The 12,793-nt window shown below is 33.9% G+C and carries 13 protein-coding genes and 1 CRISPR repeat array; of the genes, 7 read left to right on the forward strand and 6 right to left on the reverse strand.

Annotated elements, in window-relative coordinates; genetic code table 11:
* From SULYE_RS01595 to SULYE_RS01615, 5 genes are all read right to left on the reverse strand, one after another.
* Window positions 1-163: Sua5/YciO/YrdC/YwlC family protein (locus SULYE_RS01595; protein WP_043989024.1), on the reverse strand; the 163-nt coding region annotated here is incomplete at its 3' end.
* On the reverse strand, window positions 153-941 hold the full coding sequence (panB, locus tag SULYE_RS01600) for a 3-methyl-2-oxobutanoate hydroxymethyltransferase (protein ID WP_007545852.1): 789 nt from the start codon (window positions 939-941) through the stop codon (window positions 153-155). The genes panB and SULYE_RS01595, both read right to left, overlap by 11 nt.
* A 14-nt stretch (window positions 942-955) precedes the next feature.
* On the reverse strand, window positions 956-1,996 hold the full coding sequence (locus tag SULYE_RS01605) for an RpnC/YadD family protein (protein WP_007545853.1): 1,041 nt from the start codon (window positions 1,994-1,996) through the stop codon (window positions 956-958).
* Between the two features lie 271 nt (window positions 1,997-2,267).
* On the reverse strand, window positions 2,268-3,611 hold the full coding sequence (locus SULYE_RS01610; protein ID WP_007545854.1) for a glutamate-5-semialdehyde dehydrogenase: 1,344 nt from the start codon (window positions 3,609-3,611) through the stop codon (window positions 2,268-2,270).
* Window positions 3,612-3,625: 14 nt separating this feature from the next.
* Complete coding sequence (locus SULYE_RS01615) at window positions 3,626-4,402, reverse strand: DUF4388 domain-containing protein (protein WP_007545855.1); 777 nt, start codon at window positions 4,400-4,402, stop codon at window positions 3,626-3,628.
* 85 nt (window positions 4,403-4,487) lie between these two features.
* Here SULYE_RS01615 and moeB point away from each other — a divergent pair, with 85 nt between their 5' ends.
* Genes moeB through pdxA form a run of 6 tightly spaced genes read left to right on the forward strand, consistent with a single transcriptional unit; the run spans window position 4,488 to window position 7,415 of the window.
* Entirely contained in the window at window positions 4,488-5,306 is an 819-nt protein-coding gene (gene moeB / locus SULYE_RS01620) for a molybdopterin-synthase adenylyltransferase MoeB (protein ID WP_007545856.1), read from the forward strand.
* A gap of 9 nt (window positions 5,307-5,315) precedes the next feature.
* Window positions 5,316-5,549, forward strand: coding sequence for a sulfurtransferase TusA family protein (locus SULYE_RS01625; RefSeq protein WP_007545857.1), 234 nt, complete (start codon window positions 5,316-5,318; stop codon window positions 5,547-5,549).
* Window positions 5,546-5,848, forward strand: a complete 303-nt coding sequence (locus tag SULYE_RS01630) for a DsrE family protein (protein ID WP_007545858.1) — start codon at window positions 5,546-5,548, stop codon at window positions 5,846-5,848. The genes SULYE_RS01625 and SULYE_RS01630 overlap by 4 nt, the downstream gene beginning before the upstream one ends.
* A 9-nt stretch (window positions 5,849-5,857) precedes the next feature.
* A complete protein-coding gene (locus SULYE_RS01635; RefSeq protein ID WP_007545859.1) occupies window positions 5,858-6,211 on the forward strand; it encodes a DsrE family protein in 354 nt (117 codons plus the stop codon).
* On the forward strand, window positions 6,205-6,447 hold the full coding sequence (locus tag SULYE_RS01640) for a DsrH/TusB family sulfur metabolism protein (protein ID WP_007545860.1): 243 nt from the start codon (window positions 6,205-6,207) through the stop codon (window positions 6,445-6,447). Before SULYE_RS01635 ends, SULYE_RS01640 begins: the two co-directional genes overlap by 7 nt.
* Entirely contained in the window at window positions 6,441-7,415 is a 975-nt protein-coding gene (gene pdxA / locus SULYE_RS01645; RefSeq protein WP_007545862.1) for a 4-hydroxythreonine-4-phosphate dehydrogenase PdxA, read from the forward strand. The genes SULYE_RS01640 and pdxA overlap by 7 nt, the downstream gene beginning before the upstream one ends.
* Before the next feature lie 364 nt (window positions 7,416-7,779).
* Window positions 7,780-9,846: a CRISPR direct-repeat array (repeat unit 29 nt; unit sequence CTTTCTAACCCACACGGTTCAGATGTAAC).
* A gap of 635 nt (window positions 9,847-10,481) precedes the next feature.
* Here the strand turns inward: pdxA and ribD are convergent.
* A complete protein-coding gene (ribD, locus tag SULYE_RS01650; RefSeq protein ID WP_007545864.1) occupies window positions 10,482-11,597 on the reverse strand; it encodes a bifunctional diaminohydroxyphosphoribosylaminopyrimidine deaminase/5-amino-6-(5-phosphoribosylamino)uracil reductase RibD in 1,116 nt (371 codons plus the stop codon).
* A gap of 61 nt (window positions 11,598-11,658) precedes the next feature.
* Here ribD and SULYE_RS01655 point away from each other — a divergent pair, with 61 nt between their 5' ends.
* Window positions 11,659-12,582: a sulfurtransferase gene (locus SULYE_RS01655; RefSeq protein WP_007545865.1), complete on the forward strand. Its 924-nt coding sequence runs from the start codon at window positions 11,659-11,661 to the stop codon at window positions 12,580-12,582.
* The last annotated feature ends 211 nt before the right edge of the window (window positions 12,583-12,793 follow it).

Here is a 12,793-nt window from a genome sequence, read left to right on the forward strand (position 1 = left end):
TTATTTTTTCTCTTTCTTTAATTACATAAATCTTTTCTACAGCCTCTCGGTCTAAAGCATTAGCAAGAATTCCGTAGATAGTATCTGTTTTAGTAATCACTATTCCGCTGCGTTTTATTACATCAATAGCATCATCTAATTTTGTCGAAATGTTAATATTCATGTTCTTTGCTTGGGAAACCTCCTTTTAAGACTTCATCTTTAAACTGTGAAAGTGCTTGTTTTATTAGATTGCCGGCTTCTAAGTATCGTTTTACAAATTTTGGAGTTTTTGGAAAGATTCCTATCAAATCATGAAAAACTAAAACTTGTCCATCTGTAAACTTTCCGGCTCCTATTCCAATGGTTGGAATTTTCAAACTTTCTGTTATTTCCTTAGCAAGGTCTGCCGGTACAGCTTCTAAAACTATTGAAAAACATCCGGCTTCTTGAAGAATTTTAGCATCTTTTTTTATTTTTTCTCTACTATCTTGAGTTTTACCTTGAACTTTATAACCGCCAAGAATATTTACAAACTGTGGAGTAAGTCCAAGATGTCCCATTACAGGAATTCCAAGAGATGTTAGCTTCTCTACGGCTTTTGCTATCTGCTCTCCACCTTCAAGCTTGACTGCGTTTGCTCCTGTTTCTTTTAATATCCTTCCTGCGTTTTTAACAGTTTCTTCTATGGTTGTGTGGTAGGTCAAAAACGGCATATCAACGATGATAAACGTGTTTGGTGCTCCTTTTCTTACGGCTTTTGTATGATAAATCATCTCATCTAAGCTAACAGGTAAGGTGGAGTCATTCCCTTGAACTACCATAGACAAAGAGTCTCCAACAAGAATAGCATCTATTCCGGCTTCTTCGCATAATTTGGCAGACCAGTAGTCGTAAGTTGAGATAACTGTTATTTTCTTCTTTTCTTCCTTGGCTTTAAAAAACTCGTTTATCGATTTCATAAAAGCTCCGGTTTTTATAATTTTGTTTTAAACTCTTCCAAACTCTCAGATTTTACAGCTTCTAAAAGTAAAGCTTCTAATTTATTTAGATCGTTTATTTTCTTGATTTTACTGTTAATTGTTTTACTTAATTTTCCAAATTTTGCCTCTAACACTTTAATTATATCTTCTTGTTTTGCTTTAACGAGGCCTTCTTGTAGACCTTTCTGTAATCCTTCCTGCAATCCCTTTTGTAATCCTTCTTTAATTCCTTTCTGCATACCTTTTTGTAAACCTTCTTTTAAGCCTTTCTTTAAGCCTTTCTTTAAGCCCTTCTTTAAGCCCTTCTTTAAGCCCTTCTTTAAACCTTTCTCAATTCCCTTCTCAATAGCTTCCCTCTCAGCTTCTCTTAGTAAGTCTCCGATCAATGGTAAATCTTCTATTAAATCCCTTCTTATTCTTATGGTTATTGGCATTTTTATTTCCTCCCTATCTATCAATCTTTGAAATTCTTTTTTCAATTTAGGTCTCAGTCCAAGGATTAGCAATATCCCTCTAATCCAATCAGCTCTTTTTACATCGTCTAATGTGGACAATTTAATTTTTAATTTTTCTAAAAGTTTTTCTTTGTTTTTTAGATTACACAAAAAGCCTAAAACGATTGAGTCTATATCATCTTCTTTTATAATGTCCTGACATGGTATTTGTTTTATATCAATCAAATTGTATCTATAAATTAAATCTTTTTCCGATATTTCGGATTTCATCGTACATTTTTTCTCGCCTAAGTAAATGACAAATTGGATAATATTATTTGCTTTAAACTTCCTTGTTATCTCAAGTCTGTATTCAAGCATTCTATAGTGCATATATTTATGGTTTGTTGATTGTAGCTCTATATGAATTAAACTTCTATCTTCTGCTTCCAATAAAATATCTACTTTTCTTTCTTTTATAGACGGCAGAGAAATATCTAAGCTTCTTACGATCTTTTTACCTACCAATCTCTCAATAAGTTTTAAGATTGGCTCTTTTAATACATCTCTAACTGTTATATCAAATATCTGTCTTGACATTGACAATATTCCAAAAAATTTTTAAGATTTGCTATATTACCATTTTGCTATTGTGATAAAAATATTATTTTTGTCATCATGCGATCGGTAAAGTATCTCTGCCGTTTGCCTCTCACTTATTCACTGTATGGGCAATCATGGATTGCCTCTACTAACTTTCTGTCCTTTAAGGGAGATCCTTCGGACTAAAGTCCTCAGGATGACGTGAAATGATAAATTTATTCTACACATATATTATACAGCTTACAGTATTTAGAACATTTTTGCTTTGTCATTGCAAATTACATGCGTTTGTATCTATCCTTATTTCACTTTCATCTTTTGGTATTCCTACATTTTCTCTAAGCTGACCGTCTCCAAACACTATAAATTTAGGAATAGTTAGCTCTTTTAATGCCATTGGTCCTCTTGCATGAATTTTGTCAGTTGAAATTCCCATCTCTGCACCGAGCCCAAACTCATTTCCATCTGTAAATCTTGTTGATGCATTAATATAAACAGCTGCACTATCTACTTCTTGGATAAACTTCATTCCTTTTGTATAGTTTTCTGTAACTATTGCGTCTGAATGATGAGAACCATACTTTTCTATAAAGTCTATTGCCTCATCTAAGCTATCTACTACTTTTACAGCTATTATCAAGTCTAAAAACTCTTCATAATAATCTTCTTCTTTTGCCGGAACTATTTCTGTATCTTTTGCTTTTGGATGGTTTATCAGCAGATTGTAGCTGTATTCATCACATCTCATTTCAACGCCTGCTTTTCCGAAGTAGTAGGCAATCTCTGGTAGGAATTTATCTGCAATTTTTCTATGAACTACAAGATTTTCTATTGCATTACATACAGATGGTCTTTGCACTTTTGCATTATAAGCAATGTTTAAAGCCTTTTCCATGTCTGCTTCATCATCGATATAAAGATTGCAAACACCTTTATAATGCTTGATTACTGGAATTTTTGAATTTTCTGCCACTGCTCTGATTAAGCTTTCACCACCTCTAGGAATTGCCACATCTATTAATCCTTCAAGCTTCAATAGATGGTTTACAACTTCCCTATCTGTTGTATCTACAAACTGGACTGCTTCCTCCGGAAAGCAAGTCTCTCTGCAAGCTTGTTTGATTATATCAACCAATATTCTGTTTGAGTTGATTGTCTCACTTCCACCCTTTAAAATCACTGCGTTTGAAGATTTCATACACAGAGATGCAGCTTCTATTGTAACGTTTGCTCTTGCTTCGTATATAATCAAGATCACTCCAAGCGGCACTCTCATTTGACCAACTTTTAATCCGTTTGGTCTTGTCCACATGTTGATTATCTCACCTACAGGGTCTGGCAATGCTGCAACGTCTTTTAAAACCTGAACCATCTGATTAATTCTTTTATCATCTAAAGCAAGTCTATCAAGCAGAGCTTTTGAATATCCTTTCTTTTCAGCAAGCTCTAAATCTTTTTTATTCTCTTCTATGATTTGGCTTTTTCTTTCTAATAGCAATTCTGCTGTCCTTAGTAAAGCATCATTTTTTGTTTTTGTTGTTAATGATGATAATTTTCTTACCGTGTTTTTTGCTTTTTTTGCGATGCTTTCTGCATACTGTCTGCTGTCCATCCTTCTACTCCTTTTTAGATTTCTTTTAAGCTTTGTTTAATAGGTTTTGACTCTAAGTAAGACAGAATTCTTTCTATTATTGATTCTGATTTTTTAATGCTTCTTGATTTTCTTATTATACGGCTTGCCAAGAGTCCATATAATGCTCTTTTTACTAACAGTTCACTGTCTTCATACAGCTTTTTAACATGTTCTTCGTCATTTATATATAAGATATTTTCATCTTTTAGGATTCTATTAAAATGAATTTTAGCGATAATATCGCTTACTTTATTTTTTCCATCTACAAGAGCCAAAATTTCTCTTTCTTGACTGCTAAGGTCTGCTAATTCTGAAAGCTCTTGAGCCTTTTCTGTTTTTTCAAAAATCATTTCAGGGTCTGTAATTTTTCTGTTTACTTCTTCTAAGGTTAAATTTCTTGAAAGGAGAATGATAAGCTTTTCTGTATTGATTAACGGCTTTATGTCTTCAGAATATTTTATAAATCCTGATGTTATAGAAAACCTGCCTTCTTTGATTTTTAAGATTATGGGCAGTAAGGTTGCGAAATTTTTAAAAATATCTTGCTTTGAGATTTTATCTCTTTTTAAAACAGATTCAAAATCTAAATCCATGTAAAGAAAAAAACTTCGTTTAACCTTTCTTACATAGACAGGATCGCCACCTTTAAAGTATATTCCATATACGTTGTTGTTATTCTCGATGGCTAAAATACAGTTTTTCTTTCCTTCTTTGATGATTTGAAATATATCTATTAGACTAAATGTTTTTAAATTACCGCTGTTAATCATATTATAGCTCCAATATATCGGATATAATAAATTATATCAAAAGTGGTATAATTATTTAATTGTAATTTAGAGAGGTGAAGCTAAAATGTCTTTTCACTTTACAGAAGAGCAAATCAAGAGATACAGCAGGCACATAATACTTCCGGAAGTTGGTGGTGTAGGTCAAAAGAGGCTTTTAGATGCTAAGGTGCTTGTTATCGGTGCTGGCGGACTTGGTTCTCCATCTATATACTATTTAGCAGCTGCAGGGGTTGGAACGATTGGAATAGTTGATTTTGATGTTGTAGATTTTTCTAACCTACAAAGACAGATATTACATAACACTTCAAGAGTCGGTATTCCTAAGGTAGAATCTGCAAAGATGACAATAGAGGCACTAAACCCTGACGTAAAAGTAATTCCTTACAATCAAAAGATTGATAAATCAAATGTTTTAGATATTATAAAAGATTATGATATTGTTTTAGATGGCTCAGACAACTTTCCAACAAGATTTTTGGTTAATGATGCATGTTATATGCTTGGAAAACCTTTGGTATCTGCTGCAATACTTAGATTTGAAGGTCAGCTTACAACCTTTGACTACAGAAATAGAGAAACTTCACCATGTTATAGATGTCTGTTTCCTGAGCCACCACCACCGGGTTTAGTCCCAAGCTGTCAAGAGGCTGGCTTGCTTGGTGTAGTAGGTGGAATCATGGGAACTCTTCAAGCAAATGAAGCATTAAAGCTTATTCTTGGAATTGGTGAGCCTTTAGTTGGTAAGCTATTAGTATTTGATGCTTTAACGACAGAGTTTAGAACTGTAAAATTAAGAAAGGATAAAAAGTGTAATCTATGCGGAGAAAATCCAACGATAAAAGAGCTTATAGAGTACGACCAAGCTTGTGAAGTTCATTTTTAGAGGTGAGGTATGCAGATAGATAAAGAACTTGACTTAAAAGGCGAGGTTTGCCCGTTTACCTTCGTAAAAAGTAAACTTATCATCGAACAAATGGACACAGGTCAAGTTTTAAGAGTTATTTTAGATTACAAACCATCAGTTGAAAATGTGCCAAAAAGCATGGAAATGGAAGGTCAAGAAGTTTTAGCTGTAAATCAAATCGGTGAAAACCTCTGGGAAGTATTGGTGAGAAAGGTAAAATGAAATTACTTTTAATAATGGCAAGCAATCCTTATTCAGCAGATTTTAATACCTTAGTAAAATTTGCAAGAGCTGGATTAAAAAGAAACGATAAAGTGAGTATATTTTTTATGGCAAACGGAACCTACTGTTTACTTCACGATGATGTTAAAAAGTTGGCAGAAGAGGGAGCAAAGATATACTACTGCGCCCATAATGCAAACCAAAGAAAGATTGAGCCACAACCCTGGGCTGAAAGTAGCAGTATGTATGGACTTTCTAAGCTCATTTCCGAAAATGAAAAAGTCATAAGCTTATCTTAGGATGTAAAAATGGCAAAGAAAAAAGCTGTAAGCTTGATAAAATCAAATCCTTTTAGTTGGAAAGCTTTTGAAGCGTTAAGGCAAGCTGTCGGAATGGCTATGGACCATAAAGTTTACGTAATCTTCATAAAAGATGGCGTGTTTGCTCTAACAGATTGGAAGCCGGAAATGATCGGCGTTCCCTCTTCTGATAAATCCATAGAAGCCCTTGGTATGCTAAATGCAACCATCATAGCTGAAAAAGAGTCTTTAAGCGAAAGAGGAATTATAAAGCTAAAAGAATTTCCTGTAGAAATACAGATAAAAACAAAAGATGAGATTTGTCAAATCCTTAAATCTGCAGAGGTAGTGCTAACATGGTAGATACAGTATTCTTAATAAAAAAACCTGCAGACTTTCCAATCTTAGATATTATCGGAGACAATGATGTTTTAATCTTGATCCAAGATGGCATTCTTAGACAGCCTTCCACTGATAATTGGTATGCTTGCAAAGAAGACGTGATAGCAAGAGGAATTAAAATTCAAGAAAGTAAACTTCTTGATTATGAAGAAATATTAAATCTCATAGAAAAATCAAACAAGGTGGTTGTTTGGTAAAACTTGCCATCTCTCTTGGCGACCCATCAGGAATAAATTCGGAAATTCTTTTTAAAGCTTTAGATAAACTTCCAAAAAGAAACATTTCATATGTCATCTACGGCTCAAAAAAAGCTTTAGAAAAGGCGAAAAAACTAACAGGCGTAGATTTAAACATAAAAGAGATAACATCTATAAACGACGTTTCAAAACCCGGAATATATCTTATAAATCTTTATGATTTAGATGTTGAGTTTGGAAGTCCTTCTAAAGAAACCGGAAAAGCTTCCGTTATTTATCTTGAAAATGCAGTTAAAGATGTTTTAGAAAAGAAAGCAGATGCTTTGATCACACTTCCTATTTCCAAGCAGTGGATTATGGAAAGCGGCTTTCAGTATGCAGGACATACTGATTATTTAGCAGAAGTAAGCGGTGCTAAAGAGTATGCAATGGTCTTAATGTGTAAAAAGTTAAAGGTAGTTCTCATTACAACCCATATTCCACTGAAAGATGTTCCAAGTCAGATTTCTAAAGAAAAGATAATTTCAAAAGTAAGACTTATAAACAGAGAGTTTAAAGAAAAGTTTGGCATTTCTAAACCAAAAATTGCAATTCTTGGACTAAATCCTCATGCATCTGATAATGGGAATATAGGCAATGAAGAGCTAAATATAATTCTTCCGGCTGTAAAAACATTAAGAGAAGATGGTATTGAGATTACAAACCCGTTATCTCCGGATACTGCATTTAATAGATATAAAGATTTTGATATTTATGTTGCAATGTATCACGACCAAGGATTGATTCCTTTGAAACTTCTTTGTTTTAGAAAAGCCGTAAATATAACTCTTGGACTTCCTTTTATAAGAACATCTCCTGACCATGGAACAGGTTATGATATTGCAGGCAAAAACATAGCAGACCCATCATCTACAATAGAAGCTATAAAGCTGGCTATTTCGTTGAATAAAGTGAAAAGTAATAGATAGGAAATTTTACAGTGTTAAATAAAAAAAATTCTTCAATCATTTAATCAGTCAAGCATTTTCAAGGACTGCTTGCAAAAATCAGCTTGTCATTGTGAGCGTAAGCGAAGAATCTATTTTTTCTTTTTAAATCAAAAGAGGACATCTTTCGGACTAAAGTCCTCATGGATGACACAGAAAGGTAAGCTTAGAAAAATTTTGAAACAGTCTTAAAGCTGTCGTGATTTTAAGTTTAAGATAATATCTTAATCCACCACACGGTTCAGATGGAACTTTAACGTGAGAAGTGAGAAGTGAAACGTGAAACGTAGAAAGAATTAAATTATTATCGCTCTTTTAAAACGTCTCACGTCTCACGTTTCACCTCTTGCATAACCCACACGGTTCAGATGTAACGAATATCTAAAAAACATCTACCTTTCGGACACTATAGCTTTCTAACCCACACGGTTCAGATGGAACAAGATTAATGTTACATCAAAAGAGATGACGAACTGTCTTTCTAACCCACACGGTTCAGATGTAACAAATTTACGTTCGATGTTATTTATGAATACATGTCACTTTCTAACCCACACGGTTCAGATGTAACCTGGAACTTGGAACGTTTTTATTCCAGAAAACAGCGACTTTCTAACCCACACGGTTCAGATGTAACAAGGATGCAAACGTTGAGGTTTTCAAAGAATTATTAACTTTCTAACCCACACGGTTCAGATAGAACGTGTGGGGGAACTCCCCCACCATCAGCATTAAAAAGTCTTTCTAACCCACACGGTTCAGATGGAACCAGAGTCTTCACCTTCAATTTGAACATCCTTATTTCGACTTTCTAACCCACACGGTTCAGATGTAACCTTTCAGCTTGCTTTATATCAATGTTTCTTAAAGTTCTTTCTAACCCACACGGTTCAGATGTAACTAGTTTTTAGCAGTGGTGATGAATATGAAAAATACACTTTCTAACCCACACGGTTCAGATGTAACGAAGGACACAGTTTGTTTATCCTCTGCGGATATGCCTTTCTAACCCACACGGTTCAGATGTAACAAGTATCCTGATGTTATAGGTATATCTCTAAGATTTCTTTCTAACCCACACGGTTCAGATGTAACTCGCATTCCACACACTAAATAAACTAGCCCAAGAAGCTTTCTAACCCACACGGTTAAGATGTAACGTACTTGAGTTTAGAGCTGTATTTAAATTTAAATTTCTTTCTAACCCACACGGTTCAGATGTAACTATCTTCTCTTCCCCTATCTCCACATATCCGTCATCCTTTCTAACCCACACGGTTCAGATGTAACGACGCAGTGACCATAAATGCTGTAGTGAAAAATGTATCTTTCTAACCCACACGGTTCAGATGTAACACTGAAGCTCTCTTTACTGTTTGTTGTTATGTATAACTTTCTAACCCACACGGTTCAGATGTAACCAGGTAATTTCCAAGTCATCATCTATGGTGTGGTGGAACTTTCTAACCCACACGGTTCAGATGTAACGCAGTGAAACGCTTTAATGCAGTATATATTGCAATAGACTTTATAACCCACACGGTTCAGATGTAACCTGGAACTTGGAACGTTTTTATTCCAGAAAACAGCGACTTTCTAACCCACACGGTTCAGATGTAACAAGGATGCAAACGTTGAGGTTTTCAAAGAATTATTAACTTTCTAACCCACACGGTTCAGATAGAACGTGTGGGGGAACTCCCCCACCATCAGCATTAAAAAGTCTTTCTAACCCACACGGTTCAGATGTAACACTTATCCTTAACTTGCATATGTTTTTTTGCTATCATCTTTCTAACCCACACGGTTCAGATGTAACGTAGCAGAAGAAGTAGTATTTAAACTAAATTTCATAGTCTTTCTAACCCACACGGTTCAGATGTAACTGCTAATGCTAAAGTATCACAATCTCAAGCACAACACTTTCTAACCCACACGGTTCAGATGGAACTTAAAAAGGCTCATAGATAGGTCGGCTGATTTTTCAGCCTTTCTAACCCACACGGTTCAGATGTAACAAATGAATACAGAGTATTAAAGCCAGAAGAGATAACTCTTTCTAACCCACACGGTTCAGATGTAACGGAGTTGATAAAAGAGGTTAGGATCACTATTCCTGACTTTCTAACCCACACGGTTCAGATGTAACTATACTTCATATGAGATACCTGCCGACATCCAAGAACTTTCTAACCCACACGGTTCAGATGTAACAGATATATTCTTGCGAAAGAGATGACTGAGAGTTATATACTTTCTAACCCACACGGTTCAGATGTAACTTAATTTTTCCTTTGTGAACTACCCCGCCTTGTAGACTTTCTAACCCACACGGTTCAGATGTAACGATTTAACACAGGCTAAGATAGATGAAAAGATTTCAACTTTCTAACCCACACGGTTCAGATGTAACTCGTTAACTTTTAACTCAAAAATAAATTCGCAAAAATCCTATTCAATTACCAATGTGTAAAACATTATACCAAATTTTTAAAAAATCCGCAAGTTGAAGTTTTTTGCAGCAAACCTCGATATACAGAAAATATATTATTATATTTTATCCTTTAACTTCCTATCACAAACCAACTTCCAAAAACCACAAACTCAGAAGCCCGCTGCAAATATCACTCTTTAACTTGCCGATCTCAAAAAAATTTAAAATAAAAAACTTCAAATTTTCAAAAATTTAAAAACTAAAAAATCTAAAATCAAAAAGTTTAATTCACCAAGTACTTACATTCACTCTTCAAAAAATCCCTTTCAAACCATCATTACACAATCTTAAATCAAACATCAAAAAATAAAACTACATTACCAATACCTTAGCTTCACTGACTATTAAGTCATCTCATTAAGCTATCACACAATCAAACAAAAATCACTAAGATATTGATAAACCAATCTCCAACGTCTCACTTCTCACGTCTCACGTTTCACGTAAATTAAGCTTGTGTGGGCTAACCTATTCAATTGACAAGGTACAGTTAAAAAATTAAAAAGCTAATATAAATATACAAAAAAATTTTCTACCTGTCAAGCAGAAAATGATTAGACGGCATTGGGATAACATTCAAAATAAAAATCTTTATCTAAAACCTTAAAATCTTCAACCCTGAGCTTTAAGCTGTCCTGAATTTTTTCAATTCCAATGCATCCAAGCCAAGAGATACCATCATTACCTATCAATAAAGGCGCTGTAAAGATAGAGATTTTATCAAACTTTCTTTCTTTTATTAAGTCTGTTATTACTCCTCTACCACCTTCAACTAAAAGATGAACTATTTCTCTTTCGTACAGTGTATTTAGAATATCATCAATCTTAAACTTCTCATTTTCATCTAAATCTAAAAACACAATTTCAACATTTTCTTTTTCTGATAATCTTTTAAGATTTTCTTGATTGGCTAATTTGGAAGTTATCACGATGGTTTTAGCTTCATTGTTATAGATGTTATAAGTTGGTGGAACTTTTAATTTCTTGTCTATCAAAACTCTTGCTGGCTGTTTTTCTGTTTCTACGTGTCTAACTGTTAAGGCTGGATTATCTTTTAAAGCTGTATTTGTGCCAACGAGAATGGCTGATGCTTCTTTTCTTAGCTGATGGGCAAATTGCCTTGATTTTTCAGATGTTATCCATTTGGAATCACCTATTTTTGTGGCTATTTTTCCATCAAAGCTTTGAGCTACTTTTAGATGGACAAATGGTCTTTTTTCTTTTATGTATGTAAAAAAATCTTCATTTATCTTCTCACATTCTTTTTCTAAAACACCTGTAATTACTTTAATACCATGAGATTTTAGTATATTTACTCCTTGACCTTTTACTATCGGGTTTTGGTCTAATGCTCCGATTACAACCTCTGAGATACCCTCTTCAATGATTGCGCTTGTGCAGGGCGGTGTCCTTCCATAATGACAGCATGGTTCAAGGGTTACAAACATAGTAGAACCTTTTAAATCATGTCCTTTTTCTTTTGCGTCTTTTATTGCTTCTCTTTCTGCATGGGGCATGCCTGCTTTAGTATGATAACCTTTACCTATTATTTTTCCATCTTTTACAATAACAGCTCCAACGGTTGGGTTAGGATGGGTTAATCCTTTTCTAATTTTTGCCAAATCTAAAGCAATTTTCATATAGCTTTCTAAATCTTTGATGTTGGTCATGTTTTAAAAGCCTCTTTTAAACTAAATTTTATTGTTAACAATTTTGCTTAGGAGTTTTGGAATGTTAAAAATAGTATATATAATTTTGTTAGTTTTTAGTGTTTCTTACGCACAAAACAAATTTCCTTTAATCTCTCCGCAAGATGCCTACAAACTACTAAATGATAAAAACGCAATATTTATAGACACAGAAGATAATCAAACCTACATGAATGAACATATTCCTGGTTCAGTCAATATTGATGTTTTGGCAGTTCAAGATGTAGCAATAAAAAATAATGAAAAGCAAAAGTGTAAATACTTACCACTTTGTCCAAAAACTGCTGAAAAGCTGTTTTCTGAAAATGGGATTAGCAACAATGATAAAGTTATAATCTACTATTCAAAGAATCTTCCGAATAAAGCATCTTACATTTGGTTTTTGCTTTACAGCATGGGTCATGATGAAAACAAACTTTTAATTCTTGATGGTGGTCTTGAGAACTGGAAAAAAGAGAATTTGCCTATTTCAAATCAAGATGATGCTATCAAGAAAAAAGCTAAATACACTGTAAAGCCAAGGTATGAAGTTGTAGCTTCAAAAGAAGAAGTTTTGCAACATGTAAAAAACTATACAAACGGAGTTGATGATAACACAATCTTGGTAGATACAAGAACATTTTTAGAATTTACAGGAAGGCAGGAAATGAATGAGATTAAAAGGTCTGGTCATATACCTGGGGCTAAGTTTGTCTATTGGAGGTGGTTTGAGGGTAAAGGCTCAACCTACAAGCCTATAGAAATTCTTGAAAAAGATATAAAGAAAATAAATTTAGATTTAAATAAAAAAATCATTCTTTACTGCACCATTGGAAATAGGTCTTCATTTGTCTTTATTCCACTTAAATACTTAGGAGCTAAAAATCTAAAAATCTATACAGGAAGCTGGTATGAATGGGGTAATGATGAAAGCTTACCATTGGAGACAGAAAAATATAGAAGATGATCGAATCGTTTATCGTATAATACGTTAGCTTAGAAAAAAGGTATAAGAAAAAGATTCTTTGCTGGCTGCAAGATTGCAATGCTTTACTTCCAAATTTTGTAAAATGGCAACTCATGAATTGTCTCAACTCTTTCAATTTCTCTATCATCCGAGGACGTAAGTCCGAAGGATCACTTTTTTTTAAATTCTAATTTATTTTTTGCATTCTTAA

It is taken from the genome of Sulfurihydrogenibium yellowstonense SS-5 (genome assembly GCF_000173615.1).
GTDB lineage: Bacteria > Aquificota > Aquificia > Aquificales > Hydrogenothermaceae > Sulfurihydrogenibium > Sulfurihydrogenibium yellowstonense.